The organism is Parvibaculum sp. (assembly GCF_049671045.1).
GTDB lineage: Bacteria > Pseudomonadota > Alphaproteobacteria > Parvibaculales > Parvibaculaceae > Parvibaculum.
Window position 1 is genome coordinate 1 of sequence record NZ_JBATUH010000107.1, and the last position, 16,757, is coordinate 16,757.

Sequence of the window (16,757 nt, forward strand, 5' to 3'; positions counted from 1 at the left end):
GGTGGAGCCCCCAAAGCTTCAGCACCGTTCCGGATGGATCGGATTGGCTGGCGATAGCTTCGTGGTCAAATATCCATTTTTTTGCCGCCTGCGTCAATTCATCCGGGGCGCCCTGCCCCTTGAGAAAGAGCCCGATCGTGGCTTTTCCCCAGAAAGGTGACGCCCATTGGAGCAATTTCTCCAGCGGCGCCAGCGCGCGGGCGCTGATGACGTCAGGCTGCCAGCCTTCCGCCGGCCGGAAATCCTCGATCCGGCAGGCATGCGCCGTCACAGGCGCGCCCGTCAGCCGGGCCGCTTCCCGCAGAAAAATGCACTTCCTCTGATCGCTCTCGACGAGATGCATGGAGAAGCCGGGCCTGTCGCGGAGAAGAATGGCGACGACCAGGCCGGGAAACCCCCCACCGCTTCCAAGATCGAGCCATCGGGTCGCCGTTTCCGGGACCATGACGGCAAGCTGGCCAGAATCCTGAAAATGCCGCCGCCAGACATCGCTCAGCGTGGAGTTGGCGACGAGATTGATCGAGTTCTGCCATTTCCGCAGAAGGGATTCATAGGTCTGCAATCGCGACATTGTTTCACGTGAAACAGCGAATGCAGCCGAAAAGGATTCCGCATCAATGACTTGCACTACATCTTGGGTCATGCCAAGCCCTACTGCTCAAACTGTATGCCGAGCGGCGTGCTTGACATGAAGAAGTAGCGTCGTCACGGCCGCGGCTGTAACGCCATCGACCCGGGCCGCCTGCCCCAGCGTCGCGGGCTTAGCCAGCGCGAGCCTCTGGCGAACCTCGATCGAAAGTCCGGGAATCGCCGAATAGTCGAGATCGGCGGGCAGCGCCAGCCCCTCATCCTTGCGGAAGGCGCGGATATCACCCTCCTGCCGATCGAGATAGCCGGCATATTGCGCGTCGATCTCGAGCTGTTCGGCGACATCCGGCGCCAGCTCCGCAAGCTCCGGCCAAAGCCCCTGAACATTGGCGAGCGCAATGTCCGGATAGGCCAGCAAATCCGCCGCGCTCCGCGGCACCCCGTCCTGATTGATCCGGAAACCGCGCCGCGCGAGTTCCGTCGGCGTCAGCCGGAGCTGCCGAGCGAGAGATCGCGCCGCGCCAAGCGCTTCCATCTTCGAGGCGAACCGCGCCGCCCTCTCCTCGCCCACAAGCCCCTTTTCGATTCCGATCCCCGTCAGCCGCTGGTCGGCATTGTCGGCCCGGAGCGTAAGCCGGTATTCCGCCCGCGAGGTGAACATCCGATACGGCTCGCTGACGCCCCGCGTGATGAGATCGTCGATCAGCACGCCGAGATAGGCCTGCGCCCGGTCGAAAACGAGCGGCTCGCCGCCCTTCTCGGCCAGAGCCGCGTTCGCTCCCGCGATCAGTCCCTGCGCCCCCGCCTCCTCATAGCCGGTCGTCCCGTTGATCTGCCCGGCGAGATAGAGCCCCTCGACCTTATTCGTCTCGAGCGTCGGCCTCAATTCGCGAGGGTCGATATAGTCGTATTCGATGGCATAGCCCGGCCTGAACATCCGAACCTGCTCGAGGCCCGGAATGGTCCGCATGAAGGCAAGCTGAACCTCCTCCGGCAAGGCGGTCGAAATGCCGTTCGGATAGATCGTGTCATCGTCCAGACCCTCCGGCTCAAGGAAGATCTGGTGGCTCTGCCGCTCGCGGAAGCGAACCACCTTGTCCTCGATGGAGGGGCAGTAGCGTGGCCCGATGCCCTCGATCTGGCCGGAATAAACCGGCGAATATTTGAGGTTGTCCTCAATGATCCGATGGGCCGCCTCGCTCGTCCGGGTGATGTGGCAATCGACCTGCGGCGTCGTGATCTCCCGCGTCAGGAAGGAGAACGGCACCGGCGGCGTATCGCCGGGCTGGATCTCGAGACCGTCCCAGGCGATGGAATTCCGGTCGAGCCGCGCCGGTGTCCCCGTCTTGAGGCGCCCGAGCCGAAAACCGAGACCGTAAAGCCGGTCGGACAGGCCGAGCGCCGGCGCCTCCCCGACCCGCCCGGCCGGAATGCGCTTCGTCCCAATATGAATCATTCCGCGCAGAAAGGTGCCCGTGGTCAGGACCACGCGCCTTGTCCGGAACTGGCGCCCGTCCTCCGTAACCACCCCCGCGACCGAAGTGCCGTCCATAAGGAGGTCGTTGACCCCGCCTTCCACGGTTTCGAGATTGGGATGATCGAGGATCGCCGCCTGCATCGCTCGGCGGTAGAGTTTGCGGTCGGCCTGGGCGCGCGGGCCGCGAACGGCCGGGCCCTTCCGCCGATTGAGAAGCCGGAACTGGATGCCGGCGGCATCCGTAACCCGGCCCATGAGCCCGTCCAGCGCGTCGATTTCCCGGACGAGATGTCCCTTGCCGAGGCCGCCAATGGCCGGATTGCAGGACATCTCGCCAATCGTATCGATGCGATGGGTGAGAAGCAGCGTGCGCGCACCCGCCCGCGCCGCGGCCGAAGCCGCCTCGCAGCCGGCATGGCCGCCGCCGATCACAATGACATCGTAATGCGAAATGCCCATTTCACCGCCTCTTACGGACCATGGCGCAAGAGCTTTACCGCCTGCCAGTCTCGCCGGTCAAAGCCTTTCGCGCCTTCCCGTCTTGCGGATGGCGATTCGGCGCGTGTGAACCCGGACCATGTTTCACGTGAAACATTATTTGCCGATGCAGAAGTCCCGGAACACCACATCTAGAAGATCCTCGACATCGACTCGTCCAGTGATCCGGCCGAGGGAACGGGCGGCGAGCCGCAGATCCTCCGCCACAAGCTCCGTCGCCCTTCCCGCCCGGAGCGCGCCAAGCGCCCGGTCCAGCGCCTCAACGCAAGCCTTGAGCCCCTCCCTGTGCCGCGAACGGGTAATGACCGGATGCTCGCTCGCCTCGAACCGCGCCGCCACCTCGCGGGCGAGCGCCGCCTCGAAGGCCTCGAGCCCCGATCCCGTCGCCGCCGAAACCGGAATGGCGGCCACCCCCTCACAGGACCCGAGATCAGCCTTGTTGATGACCTTGAGGTCGCCCTCGCGCGCGAGCCCGAAATCGCCATCAAGCCCGCCATCGGGGCGAAGCCCGGCGACGACGATCCGGAGATCGGCCGCCTCCGCCCTGGCAAGCGCCCGCTTCACCCCTTCCCTCTCGATCGCGCCCGCCGCCTCCCGCAAACCCGCGGTGTCGGCAAGCGTCACCGGAACGCCACCAAGATCGAGCCGGACCTCCAGAACGTCGCGCGTCGTCCCCGCCTCGTCCGAGACGATCGCCGCCTCCCGCCTCGCGAGCCGGTTGAGCAGGCTCGACTTTCCGACATTGGGCGGCCCGACAATGGCGATTTCGACGCCCTCGCGAAGCCTCTCCCCCCGCCCGCCATCATCGAGATGAGCGCGCATCTCCGACATCAGCGTCACAATCTCCGGCTGGAGCTCGGCCGTCAGATCTCCCGGAACTTCCTCCTCATCGGGAAAGTCGATCTCGGCCTCGGCATAGGCGAGCACCCGGATGAGGCGGCCCCGCCACCCTTCATAAAGAGCGCCGAGCGCCCCTTCCATCTGGCGAAGCGCCTGCCGCCGCTGGGCCGAGGTCTCGGCGTCGATGAGATCTGCGAGCCCCTCGGCCGCGGTGAGATCGAGCTTCCCGTTCTCGAAGGCGCGGCGTGTGAACTCGCCGGGCTCGGCGACCCTGAGGCCCGGCAGCCCCCCGAGCGCGGCGAGCATGCCCGCGACAACCGCCCGTCCACCATGAAGATGAAGCTCCGCCACGTCCTCGCCCGTGAAACTCCTCGGGCCCTCGAACCAGATAAGCAAGCCCTGATCGAGCGGTGAGCCGTCGGCGGGATCGCGGAAATGCCGAAGCTCCGCCATGCGGGGCGCGCCCGGCCTTCGCCCGGTCAACGCCTCGACGGCGGCGGCCGTATCCCGTCCAGAAATGCGAATGACCGCGACGCCGGCGCGCCCTTGGGCGCTCGACAGGGCGTAAATCGTTTCCACTCCGAATCGATCCTGAATATGGGTCGGGCGGCGCGATCGGCCGGCCCGCCTGATGAGTCGCTCGTTCTAATCGACGCCTTCTAATCGCCCGGCGCGAGGTCAGCCAGCCTTGCGGCCGGCTCCCTTCTTTCCACCGCCCGCGCTGCCGCCCGCGCCGCCGCCACCGGCCGCCGAGCGCGCCATGCCCCAGAGCAGATTCTGGAATTGTTCGAGCCCCTGCGCGCCCACCGGCAGGATCGCCTTCACGATCATTTCCGGGTCGATATAGGCGAGGTTCGAGGCGAGCTGCTTTTCGAGCTGGCCGAGAAGCCGCTGCTGCATCGGTTCGAGATCGGGAAGCCCCATCAGGCGGCGTGCTTCTTCGGGAGTGAGATCGACGTCGATGGTCACTTTCATGGCTGATCTCTTCTGTTCGCAAATCTGCTAGAGGAGAAGGATGAACCGCGTCGCCCCGGCGCGGGGCCCGCGAGCGCCGCGGATCTCACCGATCGCGCTCCAGTCAATCGTCCGGAGGCCCGCATGTCACGCAATTTCCTCGATCTCGAAACGAGCCCCTATCTTCTCCAGCACAAGGACAATCCGGTCCATTGGCGGCCCTGGGGCGAGGCGGCGCTGGTGGCAGCACGGGCGGAACGAAAGCCCATCCTGCTCTCCATCGGCTATGCCGCCTGCCACTGGTGCCATGTCATGGCCCATGAGAGCTTCGAGGATGACGAGGTAGCGGAAGTGATGAACCGCCACTTCGTTTCGATCAAGGTCGACCGCGAGGAGCGGCCGGATATCGACACCATCTATATGACGGCGCTGCACCTCCTCGGCGAACAGGGCGGCTGGCCGCTCACCATGTTTCTGACGCCGGATGGCGAGCCCTTCTGGGGCGGCACCTATTTTCCCAAGAAGCCCGCCTATGGGAGGCCCGGCTTCATCGCCATTCTCGAGGAGATCGCACGCCTCTTCCGCGACGAGCCGGAGAAGATCGAGCAGAACCGGGCGGCCCTCGCCCGCTCGCTCGCCGAGCAGTCTTCGGCCGCCTATCCGGGCGAGCCGAACCCCCATGTGCTCGACGTCGCGGCCGAGAAATTCCTGAGCCTCATGGACCCCGTTCATGGCGGCATCAGGGGCGCGCCGAAATTTCCCCAGACGCCGCTTCTCTCTTTCCTCTGGCGTTCGCATCTCCGCTCGGGCCAGGCCGATATGGGCGCGGCGGTCACGCGCGCGCTCGATCACATCTGCGAAGGCGGGATCTATGACCATCTCGGCGGCGGCTTCGCGCGCTATTCGGTCGATGAGCGCTGGCTCGTCCCGCATTTCGAGAAGATGCTTTACGACAATGCCGGCCTTCTGCGCCTTCTCGCCCTTGTCTGGGCCGATACGCGCAAGCCGCTTTACGCCCGCCGCGCCGCCGAAACGGTCGAATGGCTCTTCCGTGAAATGACCGTCGAGGGCGGCGGCTTCGCTGCCTCGCTCGATGCCGATAGCGAAGGCGAGGAAGGCCGCTTCTATGTCTGGAGCGAGGCCGAAATCGACGCCGTGCTGGGCGCGGACGCTCCTCTCTTCAAACGCGCCTATGACGTGAGCGCCTCGGGTAATTGGGAAGGCAAGACCATTCTGAACCGCCTCGCCCGCGCCGGGGCGCCCTTCTCCGACGCCGAGGAAGCCGCCCTCCTCCCCTTGCGCGAAAGGCTCTTCGCCGCCCGCGCGGCGCGCATCCGTCCCGGCTTCGACGACAAGGTGCTCGCCGACTGGAACGGGCTGATGATCGCGGCTCTCGCCGAAGCGGGCCTGGTCTTCGAGCGCCCGGACTGGATCGGGGCCGCCGCCCGCGCCTTCGCCTTCGTGAAGACCCGTATGGTGGCCGGTGGCCGCCTCCATCATAGCTGGCGGGAGGGAAAGCTCCGGCACCGCGCCATGGCGGACGATCTCGCCAATATGGCCGACGCCGCACTTGCTCTCGCGGAGGCAACAGCGGACGGGGCCTACCTCGCCGCCGCCGAAGCCTTCATCGCCGAGCTCGACGCCCACTACCGAGACGAGGCCAATGGCGGCTATTTCTTTACCGCCGACGACGCCCATGACCTCATCGTCAGGACGCGCACCGCCGCCGACAATCCCACCCCGGCGGCGAACGGTGCGCTCCCCGGCGTGCTGACGCGCCTCGCCCTTCTCACAGGGCACGACGAATATCTCCGCCGCGCCGACGAGGTCATCCGCGCCTTTGCGGGCGAGCTTGCCCGCAACATCTTCCCGCTCGGCTCCTATCTCTCAAGCCTCGAGACGCGCTTCTGGCCGCTTCAGATCGTGCTCATCGGATCGAGGGAGGCGACGCGGGATCTCGCCGGCGCGGTCTTCGGCCTCTCCCTGCCGACGCGCATCCTCTCCATCGTCGAGGATGGCGCGGCGCTCCCGCCCGGCCACCCCGCCTCGGGCAAACACGCGGTCGTGGGCAAGCCCACCGCCTATGTCTGCCGGGGCGAGACCTGCTCGCTGCCGATCACCGATCCTCAGGCGCTTGCCGCCGAGCTTTCGCGCGCCCGCGCTCCTTGAGCCCGGCGATCTCGGCCGGCAGAAGCCCCGCCTCGCCGCGAATCCAGTTGCGGAAGGCCTGCACCTTCGGCTTCCGGGCGCTGCGCTGCGGATAGACGAGCCAATAGGCTTCCTCGTCCGGCACTTCGAGATCGAAGAGCCGCACGAGCCGGCCTTCCGCGAGATCGGTCATGGCCAGCGCGTCATTGGCGAGCGCCACGCCCTGGCCCGCGGCCGCGGCCTGCAAAGCCAGCGAGGCTTCGATGAAGAGCGGCCCGCGCGCCGCCCATTTCGGATTTCTGACCCCCGCCGCCTCCAGCCAGACGAGCCAATGGCCCATCGTTTCCTCATGGAGAAGCGGATAGTGGCGCAGATCCTCGGGCGTGCGGAGCGGCTTTTTCGGGTCGATGAGGAGCGGGCTGCACACGGGATAGACCGTCGCCTCGAACAGCTTTTCGGAAATGACGTCGCTCCACCCGCCAAGCCCGTAGCGTATGCCGAGATCAATGTTCTGCCGCTCGAAGTCGATGACCTCGGAGGATGGCAGAAGCCTCAACTCGATTTCGGGATGAGCGCGATAGAACTTGCCAAGCCTGAGCACGAGCCAGCGCGCGGCAAATGACGGCTCGACGGAAACTGTGAGAGGCCCGCCCTCCTGGCCGAGCGCCTGAGCCCAGCCTTCGGCGATCTGGTCGAAGGCTTGCGACAACACGGGAAGCAGCGCCCGCCCCGCATCGGTCAGCTCGACGGCCCTGCCCGTCCGGTGAAAAAGCGCCATCCCCGCTTCTTCCTCAAGCGCCCTCACCTGATGGCTGACCGCCGCATGAGTGACATGCAGCTCCTCGGCCGCGCGGGAGAAGCTTCCATGGCGGGCAGCGGCCTCGAAGGCCTTGAGCGCGTTGAGAGGCGGCAGGCGGCGAATGCTCATGATGTGAGATATTCTCACAGCTGTTGTGAAAAGTCATCGTTTGATCTTTTGCGTTGAAAACACCATTTTCCGGATAACCCTAAAACAATGGTGAGTAAAATGAACACTGTAGGTCTCTATGCCCGCTCCTATGTCGATGCGCTGCGCGTCGCCATGGGTGCATTCGGCGCGGAGACATCCCCCCGCCGGATGCCCCGCCGCCACAACGCGGAGAAGCTTTCGGCCGCCGTCGCGACGAAGAAGCTGACGCCCTCCAACAAGGCCGCCGACACCCGCATCTGACCGGATGCGGGCGGGGCGGCCCTGCCGCCCGAGCCGCTCCCGTCCCCGCGCCGGCCCAGTGTCGGCCCAGTGTCGGCCCAGCGCCAAAACCGGTATCCCTTCCGCGGCGCACACACTAAAGTCCTCGCCATATCCATTCCGATTTGCGCGAGGAGGCTCACATGAGCGGCGAAACCATTTCCATCAACGGCCCTGACGGTTCCTTCGCGGGCTATCTCGCAAAGCCGAAATCCGGCAAGGGCCCTGGCGTGGTCGTCATTCAGGAGATCTTCGGCGTCAACGAAGTGATCCGCGACCGCTGCGACTGGCTGGCCTCGGAAGGCTTCGTCGCGCTCGCGCCCGATCTCTTCTGGCGCATCGAGCCCGGCATCGACATCACCGACAAGACCGAAGCCGAGTGGAAAAAGGCGTTCGAGCTTTTCGGCAAGTTCGATGTCGAGAAGGGCATCGTCGACATCGCCGCGACCATCCGCACCCTCCGGCCGATGACCACCGGCAAGGTCGGCGCCGTCGGCTACTGCCTCGGCGGCCAGCTTGCCTATCTCACCGCCTGCCACACCGACAGCGACGCCTCGGTCGGCTATTACGGCGTCAACATCCAGAACCGTCTCGCCGATGCCTCCGGCATCAAAAAGCCGCTCATCCTGCATATCGCCGGCAAGGACGAATTCGTCCCGGCCGAGGCGCAGAAAGAGATCGTCGCCGGTCTCAAGGGCAATTCGCACGTCACCATCTATCAGTATCCGGAGGATGATCACGCCTTCGCCCGCCCCGGCGGCCAGCACTACAACAAGCAGTCGGCCGACGAGGCCAATGCCCGCAGCCTCGCCTTCTTCAAGAAGCATCTGGGCTGAGCCGCTGATCTCCGGCGGCGCGCCCTGCGCCGCCGGTCACCCCGGAGCGGACAAATGTCGCTCGAGCTTTATCTCGCCTTTCTAGCCGCGACCCTCATTCTCTGTGTTGTGCCGGGCCCGGTCGTCACCTATCTCGTCGCCACCGGCATCCGGCAGGGACCGCGCGACGCGCTGATCGGGCTTGCGGGCTCGACAAGCGCGCTCACCATTCACATGGTTCTTGTCGTCGCGGGCCTTGCGCCGCTTCTCGCGGCGCTTGGCGGCTGGGCGGATGTGCTGAAGCTCATCGGCGCGGCCTATCTCGTCTGGCTCGGCATCTCCGCCTGGCGCGCGCCCGTCGAGCACGACGATGCGATTGCCGCCGCCTCGCCCCGCATCAGGCCCGCCGTGCTCTACCGGCGCGGCCTCTTCATCTCGCTCACCAATCCGAAGACGCTCGCCTTCTACGCCGCCTTCTTTCCGCAGTTCATAGATCCGGCGCATGCCGCCATGCCGCAGCTCGTCCTGCTCGCGGTGAGCTTCGTCCTTCTCGGCGCCATCTCCGACGGCACCTATGCCGTCGCCGCCGGACGTCTCGCGCCCTATCTCAGAAATCCGCGCGCGCAATTCCTGCGCAACAAGATCACCGGGCTCGTGCTCGCGGGCACTGGCCTTGCGCTCGCGCTCGCCCGCCGTTGAACACTCCATCGAAGGAACGTCCCATGAAGATCAAAGCCATCCGCGTCCATGAAACAGGCGGGCCGGAAGTTCTCCGCCATGAGGAGATCGACCTTCCCGAGCCTGCGGCTGGCGAGGTCCGCGTCCGTAATCGCGCCATCGGCCTCAATTTCGTCGAGACCTATTTCCGCTCGGGCCTCTATCCGGCGAAGCTGCCGGCCATTCTCGGCAGCGAGGCGGCGGGCGTCGTCGAGGCGGTCGGCCGGGGCGTGATGAACCTCAAGCCCGGCGACCGCGTCGCCTATAACAGCGCCGGCGCCTATGCCGAGGCGACGAATGTGCCCGCCGCGCGCGCGCTTCCGCTTCCCGCGGGCGTCGGCGACGAGGAAGCCGCCGCCCTCCTCCTCAAGGGCGCGACCGCCGAATATCTCCTTTTCCGCACCTTCAGGGTCGAGAAGGGCCAGACCATTCTCTGGCACGCGGCAGCGGGCGGCGTCGGCCTCATCGCCACGCAATGGGCGAAGCATATCGGCGCCACCGTCATCGGCACGGTCGGCTCCGACGACAAGGCCGCCATCGCCCGCGCCCATGGCTGCGACCACGTCATCAACTACCGCAAGGAGAATGTCGCCGCGCGCGTGGCCGAAATCACCGGCGGCCGGAAAGTTCCGGTCGTCTATGACGGCGTCGGCAAGGACACGTTCCTCGCCTCGCTCGATTGCCTCGCGCCCCGCGGCCTCCTCGTCTCTTTCGGTAATGCCTCGGGACCCGTCACCGGCGTCGATCTCGGCATCCTCGCCGCGAAAGGCTCGCTCTATGTGACGCGCCCGACACTTGCGACCTATGCTGCCTCGCCCGAGGATTATGCCGCCATCGGCGCCCATGTCTTCGACGTGGTGGCGAAGGGCGCCGTCCGCATCGAGGTGAAGCAGCGCTACAGCCTCGCCGACGCGGCGCAGGCCCATCGCGACCTCGAGGCGCGCAAGACGACCGGCGCGACGGTGCTGGTGCCCTGACCGGCCTTATTCGTCATGCGCCTCACCCGGTCATGAAAAAGGGCGGCTCCATGAGCCGCCCTTTCGCTTCTCCGCGTCCGGAATGCGCGATCACGTATTCATGGAGTCGAAGAACTCGCCGTTGTTCTTCGTCTGCTTGAGCTTGTCGAGCAGGAACTCGATCGCGTCCACCGTGCCCATCGGATTGAGGATGCGGCGCAGCACATACATCTTCGAGAGCGTGCCCTTCTCGACCAGAAGCTCTTCCTTGCGAGTGCCCGACTTGATGATGTCGATCGCCGGGAAGACGCGCTTGTCGGCGATCTTGCGGTCGAGGACGATTTCCGAGTTACCCGTGCCCTTGAACTCTTCGAAGATGACTTCGTCCATGCGCGAGCCGGTGTCGATGAGCGCGGTGGCGATGATGGTGAGCGAGCCGCCTTCCTCGATGTTGCGCGCCGCGCCGAAGAAGCGCTTGGGCCGCTGGAGGGCATTGGCGTCGACGCCGCCGGTGAGCACCTTGCCCGAGGACGGCACCACCGTGTTGTAGGCGCGGCCGAGGCGGGTGATCGAGTCGAGAAGGATCACGACGTCGCGGCCATGCTCGACGAGGCGCTTGGCCTTCTCGATCACCATTTCGGCGACCTGGACGTGGCGTGCCGCCGGCTCGTCGAAGGTGGAGGAGATGACCTCGCCCTTCACCGAGCGCTGCATGTCGGTGACTTCTTCCGGCCGTTCGTCGATCAGCAGCACGATCAGATAGCACTCGGGATGGTTGGTCGTGATCGAATGGGCGATGTTCTGGAGCAGAACCGTCTTGCCGGTGCGCGGCGGCGCGACGATGAGGCCGCGCTGGCCCTTGCCGAGCGGCGCGACGATGTCGATCACGCGCGAGGATTTGTCCTTCAGCGTCGGATCGTCCACCTCCATCTCGAGCTTCTCGTCCGGATAGAGCGGGGTGAGATTGTCGAAATGGACCTTGTGGCGCGCCTTGTCGGGGCTCTCGAAATTGACGGTGCTGACCTTGAGGAGCGCGAAATAGCGCTCGCCGTCCTTGGGGCTGCGGATTTCGCCTTCCACCGTGTCGCCCGTGCGGAGCGAGAAGCGGCGGATCTGCGAGGGCGACACATAGATGTCGTCAGGACCGGGCAGGTAGTTCGCTTCGGGCGAACGCAGGAAGCCGAAACCGTCGGGCAGCACCTCGACGACGCCCTCGCCGATGATGTCGATATTCTGCTCGGCATATTGCTTGAGGATCGCGAACATCATGTCCTGCGTCCTGAGCGTCGAGGCGTTTTCGACCTGAAGCTCTTCGGCGAGGCTCAGAAGTTCCGTCGGGGATTTGGCCTTGAGGTCCTGCAGTTTGATCTGCGGCATTGGCTATGGATGCTTTCTTGGGAAGCCCGCTGGGGGCTATCGGAAAATTTGGCGGGAATTCGGATGAATGCGAAACGCGAAGTTGGGGGGAAAACCCTTCTGCCTTACCTGCCTCAACGCGCTCCGGGCGCCCGGGTTTCGCTCCACCGATCTGCTCTCGACCCCGAAGGGCTCAGCGGGGACCGGTTCTGGAACGTCAGGAAGACCGCCGGAAGAACTCCGGCTTTTCAAAGCATATAAAGCCAGAGCTTCCCGATTTCAAACAAAATCTAGAACGGCTTCACGATGACCAGAATGACGATGAAGACGACGAGGACGGGCGGCGCCTCGTTGACGATGCGGTAGAAACGGGCGGGCCTCCGGTTGCTGTCGGCGTCGAAGTCCTTGCGCCATCTGGCAAAAAACCCGTGCAGCGCCGACATGACGAAAATCAGGAAGAGCTTGGCGTGCATCCAGCCCTGCGACAGGAGCGCCGGGTTCGCCCAGAGCATGAGCCCGCCAAAGGTGAACGTCGCGATCATCGCCGGGTTGATGATGCCCCGAAGGAGCCGCCGTTCCATGACCTTGAAGGTCTCGGACTTCTCCGAGCCGGGCTCGGCCTCCGCGTGATAGACGAAGAGGCGGGGCAGATAGGCCATGCCCGCCATCCAGAAGATCACCGAGATGATGTGGAGCGCCTTGATCCAGAGATAGTGCTCACCGAGAAACTCCGCCATCACCCTTCCTCCCCGCAAGGCCGCCCGGCCGCTTCCTCCGGACAGTAGACCCCCTCATGGCTTTGCGCCTCGCGAACGAGCTGCGCCAGCGCGCCGATGAAGCCCGGCTCCGTCCCGAGCGCCGCCACCCGCACATAGCACGGCACGCCCGCTCTTTCGGCGAGATGCCGGTATTCGATGTCGAGCTCGACCAGCGTTTCGGAATGTTCCGAGACGAAGGCGACCGGCACGACGACGAGGCTCCTGCCCTCACGCCCCGCCCGCTCGATTTCCGCATCCGTCGCCGGCCCGATCCATTCGAGGGGGCCCACCCGGCTCTGATAGCAGGTCACCCAGTCGAGCCCCTCGATCCCGAGCGCCGCAACGATGGCCCGGCAGCTCTCCTCGACCTGGCGCTGATAGGGGTCGCCCGCCTCGACCACGCGCTTGGGGAGCCCATGGGCGGAGAAGAGGACGCGCGGGGCCCCCCCCGGCCCGAAACTGCCAAGTGCCTCGCCGAGAAGCCTCGCATGAGCGGCGATGAACCCTTCCGCGAGCGGATAGCAGCAAATCGTCCGCGAGGGCGCGGAGAGGCCCGCGGCCTTCGCCGCGCGTTTCCAGTCCTTGAGCGAGGAAGCCGTCGTCGTCGTCGAATATTGGGGATAGAGCGGCAGAAGAACGATCTCGTCGGGCGCCCAGGCCTTCACCGCCCGCGCCGCATCACCCGCGAAGGGCTTCCAGTAGCGCATGGCGATGAAGGCGCGCGCCTCGAACTCGCCGCTCAGCGCATCTTCGAGGGCGCGGGCCTGTCTCTCCGTCAGCGGCACGAGCGGCGAGCCGCCGCCGAGTTTTGCATAGATCTCCTGCGCCACAGGCGCTCGCCGGCGCGAGACGAGCTTCGCGATGAGCCAGCGCAAGGGCTGCGGGACGCGGATGATCGCCGGATCGTTGAAGAGATTGAAAAGGAAAGGCTCCACCGCGTCGGGCCCGTCCGGTCCGCCGAGATTGAAGAGAACGACCGCGATCTTCCGGCGCGGCTCTGTCATCCCTTCCACCCGCGCACGGTTTCGACGAGCTCGGCCACATGGTCCGGCGGCGTCTGGGGAACGATGCCGTGGCCGAGATTGAAGATGAACGGGCCTCCTTCGAGCGTGCCGATGATGTTTCCGACCGCGCGGCGCATTTCATCGCCGCCGGCGACTAGCAGAAGCGGATCGAGATTGCCCTGAAGGCAGGCGAGCGTCTGCAACGCTTCGCGCGCCCAGCCCACGGAAACGCCCGTATCGAGGCTTACGCCCGAAATGCTCGTCTCGCGCGTATAGTCGATGGCGAGCGCGCCCGCGCCGCGCGGAAAGCCGATGACCGGCAAGTCGGGAAAGCGCTGGTGAAGCGCCTTGACGATCGCCCGTGTCGGCTCGATCGAGAAGCGGCGGAACTGCTCTTCGGGAAGGCTTCCCGCCCAGGTGTCGAAGATCTGCACAACCTCGGCTCCCGCCTCGACCTGGGCGATGAGATGCGAGATCGTCGCGCGGACGAGAAGGTCGATGAGCTTCTGGAATTCGCCCGGCGCGCGATAGGCCCAGAGCTTCGCCGCCGCCTGATCGGCCGAACCGCGCCCGCCGACCATATAGGTCGCGACCGTCCAGGGCGCGCCCGCAAAGCCGATAAGCGCCGTCTCCGTGGGCAGGCTCGCCTTCAGACGCCGGACGGTCTCATAAACGGGCTGAAGCCGTTCGACGACCGCGCTTCCATCGAGTTCGTCGATCTGTTCGGCCCTTGTGATCGGATCGAGCACAGGTCCCTCGCCTTCCCTGAAGGCAACCTTCTGGCCGAGCGCGTCCGGCACGACGAGAATGTCGGAAAAGAGGATCGCCGCATCGAAGCCATAGCGCCGGATGGGCTGGAGCGTCACCTCTTCGGCAAGCGTCGGTGTGTAGCAGAGATCGAGAAAGCTTCCCGCCTCCGCCCGCACTTTCCGGTATTCGGGGAGATAGCGTCCTGCCTGGCGCATCAACCAGATCGGCGCGCGATCTGTCGCCTCGCCATTGAGGGCGCGGATCAGCCGCTTTGCCTTGGTTCCGGTCACGTCATTCACAGCTTCGCTCACTCCAAGAAAGATTAGAATCTAGGTGGGGGTAGTAGAAGATAGCTGTGGAAGCCGGGGATCAAAAGATCAGGCATCCTTCAGGCATTTTCATCCACAAAAGACCCGGGCCGCGGGAAATTTTCTTCATCATCGCATTCCATACCGGCATCTGTGCAAATCTTCGTCGAGACAGAACGCCGCGCCAGATTACGCGCGCCCCCGCCATGTGGATCGTCCGCTGTGGATAAATGTGAATCAGGTGGACGAAGGCAAAGTGCCGGGCGCGCCGTTTTTTATTCACAGAAAAAGGGGGCGGCCTGCGTTTTCTGCTCACCGGAGGGCGAATGGGGGGAGCGATAAGGCGAAGCGTGCATGGCGGAACGCGCCGCCTTCGAAAACGGCCGGTTACGCCCGTTGATCACAGATTTCCACAGGCTCCTGCCCATGTTCCTCCTGGGCCCCGCGGTCCCCGCCAAATTAGCTGGAACCGCAACACCGCCCCCGATAACTTGAGCCCCGCCCGGGACGGCTCAAGTCCAGGGGAGAGGCACGGCGAGTGGCATGGCATCGAAGCGCGTTTTTCATCTTCATCTGGTATCCGACGCGACCGGCGAAACGCTGAACGCGGTCGCGCGCGCGGCCTGCGCCCAATATGAGGACGCCCAGCCCATCGAGCATGTCTATGCGCTGGTGAGAGGGCCGAAGCAGCTCGACCGCGTGCTGGCCGAAATCGAGAATTCGCCCGGCATCGTCATGTTCACCATGGTCAATGACGAATTGCGCAAGCGGCTGGAGGAGCGCTGCCTCGAACTCCAGACGCCCTGCATTTCGGTGCTTGATCCCGTCATGGGCGCGCTCGGCGCCTATCTCGGCAAGAAATCCTCGCACAAGCCCGGCCTTCAGCATGCGATGGATGCGGAATATTTCGGCCGCATCGAGGCGCTGAACTACACCATGGCCCATGATGACGGGCAGTCGGCCGGCGATCTCGACCTTGCCGACATCATTCTCGTCGGCGTCAGCCGCACCTCGAAAACGCCGACCTGCATCTATCTCGCCAATCGCGGCATCAAGGCGGCGAATGTGCCGATCGTGCCCAACGTGCCCCTGCCGCCCGATCTCGAAACGGCGACCCATCCCCTCATCGTTGGCCTGACGACGAGCCCGGAACGTCTCATCCAGATCCGCAAGAACCGCCTCCTCTCGCTTCAGGAAAAGACGGATACGAGCTATGTCGACCGTGAGACGGTCGACAGCGAAGTCGCCTTTGCGAGAAAGCTCTGTGCACGGAACGGTTGGCCGGTTATCGACGTGACCCGCCGCTCGATCGAGGAAACGGCCGCCGCCGTCCTCAATCTTTACAATGAACGCCAGAAAGTTCTCTGAGGCGATCCCCATGTCCCTGCTCATCCTCGCATCCGCCAGCGCCGTCCGGGCGAGCCTTCTGCGCCAGGCAGGTCTTGATTTTCACGTCCGGGATTCGCGCGTGGACGAAGACGCGGTGAAGAAGAGCTTTGCCGGCAGTACCGACGATGGCGACACAGATGCGCTGGCGCTGCGGCTTGCCGAGGAAAAGGCACTGGCCGTCAGCCGCGCGGAGCCGGGCGCGCTCGTCATCGGCGCCGACCAGATCATGTCCTGCGAGACGCGCCGCTTCGATAAGCCGCGCGACATGATCGAAGCGCGCGCCAATCTTCTCTTTCTGCGCGGCCGCACACACACGCTTCACAGCGCCGTGGTCCTGGCGCTCGACGGAGATGTGGTCTGGGGCCATTCCGCCCGCGCCGATCTCGCCATGCGCGATTTCTCCGACGGCTTTCTCGACTGGTATCTGAAGACGCTGGGCGAAAAGGTGAAAACCAGCGTCGGCTGCTATCAGCTCGAGGGCCCGGGCATCCAGCTCTTCGAGCGGATCGAGGGCGACTACTTCACCATTCTGGGCCTGCCGCTTCTGCCGCTTCTGGCGGAGCTTCGTGAACGCGGAGCCGCGCTCTCATGACACCTCCGGCGATCAGGAAGGTCTGCGTCATCGGCTGGCCCATCACCCATTCGCGCTCGCCCCTGATCCACAATCACTGGATCAGGACCTATGGCATCGAGAATGCGCTTTACGAACGTCTGGCCGTGCCGCCGGAAGACTTCGTGGCGACGCTTCATCGCCTGCCCGAACTCGGCTATATCGGCGCCAATGTGACGGTGCCGCACAAGGAAGCGGCCTTTGCCGCCCTCGCCCGCCACGACGGCATGGCGCTGAGGCTCAAGGCCGTCAACACCATCGTCACGACGCCTCAGGGCCTCGAAGGTCGCAACACGGACGGTTACGGCTTCATCGCCAATCTGAAGGAGCGCGCATGCGGCTGGCGCGCGGCGGCGGGCCC

16 protein-coding genes and 1 pseudogene are annotated in these 16,757 nt (G+C 65.1%); 8 read left to right on the forward strand and 9 right to left on the reverse strand.

All coding sequences use genetic code 11. From position 1 onward, the window contains the following. From rsmG to WBG82_RS12335, 4 genes are all read right to left on the reverse strand, one after another. On the reverse strand, positions 1 to 571 hold a 571-nt coding region (rsmG, locus tag WBG82_RS12320; protein ID WP_424424818.1), incomplete at its 3' end, for a 16S rRNA (guanine(527)-N(7))-methyltransferase RsmG. Positions 572 to 658: 87 nt separating this feature from the next. Further along, entirely contained in the window at positions 659 to 2,524 is a 1,866-nt protein-coding gene (gene mnmG / locus WBG82_RS12325) for a tRNA uridine-5-carboxymethylaminomethyl(34) synthesis enzyme MnmG (RefSeq protein WP_424424819.1), read from the reverse strand. Between the two features lie 135 nt (positions 2,525 to 2,659). Beyond that, entirely contained in the window at positions 2,660 to 3,982 is a 1,323-nt protein-coding gene (gene mnmE, locus WBG82_RS12330) for a tRNA uridine-5-carboxymethylaminomethyl(34) synthesis GTPase MnmE (protein WP_424424820.1), read from the reverse strand. Positions 3,983 to 4,081: 99 nt separating this feature from the next. Further along, entirely contained in the window at positions 4,082 to 4,378 is a 297-nt protein-coding gene (locus WBG82_RS12335; RefSeq protein ID WP_424424821.1) for a DUF6489 family protein, read from the reverse strand. Positions 4,379 to 4,501: 123 nt separating this feature from the next. Here WBG82_RS12335 and WBG82_RS12340 point away from each other — a divergent pair, with 123 nt between their 5' ends. Next, a complete protein-coding gene (locus WBG82_RS12340) occupies positions 4,502 to 6,526 on the forward strand; it encodes a thioredoxin domain-containing protein (RefSeq protein WP_424424822.1) in 2,025 nt (674 codons plus the stop codon). Here WBG82_RS12340 and gcvA read toward each other — a convergent pair. After that, positions 6,474 to 7,433 (reverse strand): transcriptional regulator GcvA, encoded by a 960-nt coding sequence (gcvA, locus tag WBG82_RS12345; RefSeq protein ID WP_424424823.1) that lies wholly within the window; start codon positions 7,431 to 7,433, stop codon positions 6,474 to 6,476. The two genes, WBG82_RS12340 and gcvA, sit on opposite strands and share 53 nt — an antisense overlap. Positions 7,434 to 7,532: 99 nt before the next feature. On the opposite strand from gcvA, the gene WBG82_RS12350 reads away from it, so the two are divergent. From WBG82_RS12350 to WBG82_RS12365, 4 genes are all read left to right on the forward strand, one after another. After that, complete coding sequence (locus WBG82_RS12350) at positions 7,533 to 7,715, forward strand: hypothetical protein (RefSeq protein WP_424424824.1); 183 nt, start codon at positions 7,533 to 7,535, stop codon at positions 7,713 to 7,715. 161 nt (positions 7,716 to 7,876) lie between these two features. Further along, a complete protein-coding gene (locus tag WBG82_RS12355) occupies positions 7,877 to 8,569 on the forward strand; it encodes a dienelactone hydrolase family protein (RefSeq protein WP_424424825.1) in 693 nt (230 codons plus the stop codon). 54 nt (positions 8,570 to 8,623) lie between these two features. After that, positions 8,624 to 9,247, forward strand: coding sequence for a LysE family translocator (locus WBG82_RS12360; protein ID WP_424424826.1), 624 nt, complete (start codon positions 8,624 to 8,626; stop codon positions 9,245 to 9,247). A gap of 23 nt (positions 9,248 to 9,270) precedes the next feature. After that, positions 9,271 to 10,242 (forward strand): quinone oxidoreductase family protein, encoded by a 972-nt coding sequence (locus WBG82_RS12365; RefSeq protein WP_424424827.1) that lies wholly within the window; start codon positions 9,271 to 9,273, stop codon positions 10,240 to 10,242. A gap of 90 nt (positions 10,243 to 10,332) precedes the next feature. On the opposite strand, the gene rho is transcribed toward WBG82_RS12365, so the two are convergent. From rho to hemE, 4 genes are all read right to left on the reverse strand, one after another. Beyond that, positions 10,333 to 11,598: a transcription termination factor Rho gene (gene rho, locus WBG82_RS12370; protein WP_324301165.1), complete on the reverse strand. Its 1,266-nt coding sequence runs from the start codon at positions 11,596 to 11,598 to the stop codon at positions 10,333 to 10,335. Between the two features lie 269 nt (positions 11,599 to 11,867). After that, positions 11,868 to 12,314 carry a protoporphyrinogen oxidase HemJ gene (gene hemJ / locus WBG82_RS12375; protein ID WP_424424828.1) on the reverse strand — a complete coding sequence of 149 codons (447 nt, stop codon included), beginning with the start codon at positions 12,312 to 12,314 and terminating at the stop codon, positions 11,868 to 11,870. Then, complete coding sequence (gene hemH, locus WBG82_RS12380; RefSeq protein WP_424424829.1) at positions 12,314 to 13,339, reverse strand: ferrochelatase; 1,026 nt, start codon at positions 13,337 to 13,339, stop codon at positions 12,314 to 12,316. Before hemH ends, hemJ begins: the two co-directional genes overlap by 1 nt. Next, complete coding sequence (gene hemE / locus WBG82_RS12385) at positions 13,336 to 14,379, reverse strand: uroporphyrinogen decarboxylase (protein ID WP_424424830.1); 1,044 nt, start codon at positions 14,377 to 14,379, stop codon at positions 13,336 to 13,338. The genes hemH and hemE overlap by 4 nt, the downstream gene beginning before the upstream one ends. Before the next feature lie 561 nt (positions 14,380 to 14,940). Between hemE and WBG82_RS12390 the strand changes: the two genes are divergently transcribed. The 3 genes and pseudogenes from WBG82_RS12390 to WBG82_RS12400 all read left to right on the forward strand — a co-directional run. After that, positions 14,941 to 15,765 carry a pyruvate, water dikinase regulatory protein gene (locus tag WBG82_RS12390; RefSeq protein WP_324301156.1) on the forward strand — a complete coding sequence of 275 codons (825 nt, stop codon included), beginning with the start codon at positions 14,941 to 14,943 and terminating at the stop codon, positions 15,763 to 15,765. Positions 15,766 to 15,775: 10 nt separating this feature from the next. Then, positions 15,776 to 16,378: a Maf family protein gene (locus tag WBG82_RS12395; protein WP_424424831.1), complete on the forward strand. Its 603-nt coding sequence runs from the start codon at positions 15,776 to 15,778 to the stop codon at positions 16,376 to 16,378. Then, positions 16,375 to 16,757: pseudogene (locus WBG82_RS12400) on the forward strand (shikimate dehydrogenase); the annotation flags it as partial. The gene WBG82_RS12395 and the pseudogene WBG82_RS12400, both read left to right, overlap by 4 nt.

Coding starts and splice junctions, on each gene's coding strand:
- rho (WP_324301165.1), bottom strand. CDS start 11,598: ATGCCGCAGATCAAACTGCAGGACCTCAAGGCCAAATCCCCGACGGAA.
- WBG82_RS12390 (WP_324301156.1), top strand. CDS start 14,941: ATGGCATCGAAGCGCGTTTTTCATCTTCATCTGGTATCCGACGCGACC.
- WBG82_RS12335 (WP_424424821.1), bottom strand. CDS start 4,378: ATGAAAGTGACCATCGACGTCGATCTCACTCCCGAAGAAGCACGCCGC.
- WBG82_RS12395 (WP_424424831.1), top strand. CDS start 15,776: ATGTCCCTGCTCATCCTCGCATCCGCCAGCGCCGTCCGGGCGAGCCTT.
- hemH (WP_424424829.1), bottom strand. CDS start 13,339: ATGACAGAGCCGCGCCGGAAGATCGCGGTCGTTCTCTTCAATCTCGGC.
- WBG82_RS12365 (WP_424424827.1), top strand. CDS start 9,271: ATGAAGATCAAAGCCATCCGCGTCCATGAAACAGGCGGGCCGGAAGTT.
- WBG82_RS12340 (WP_424424822.1), top strand. CDS start 4,502: ATGTCACGCAATTTCCTCGATCTCGAAACGAGCCCCTATCTTCTCCAG.
- mnmG (WP_424424819.1), bottom strand. CDS start 2,524: ATGGGCATTTCGCATTACGATGTCATTGTGATCGGCGGCGGCCATGCC.
- hemJ (WP_424424828.1), bottom strand. CDS start 12,314: ATGGCGGAGTTTCTCGGTGAGCACTATCTCTGGATCAAGGCGCTCCAC.
- gcvA (WP_424424823.1), bottom strand. CDS start 7,433: ATGAGCATTCGCCGCCTGCCGCCTCTCAACGCGCTCAAGGCCTTCGAG.
- WBG82_RS12360 (WP_424424826.1), top strand. CDS start 8,624: ATGTCGCTCGAGCTTTATCTCGCCTTTCTAGCCGCGACCCTCATTCTC.
- WBG82_RS12355 (WP_424424825.1), top strand. CDS start 7,877: ATGAGCGGCGAAACCATTTCCATCAACGGCCCTGACGGTTCCTTCGCG.
- WBG82_RS12350 (WP_424424824.1), top strand. CDS start 7,533: ATGAACACTGTAGGTCTCTATGCCCGCTCCTATGTCGATGCGCTGCGC.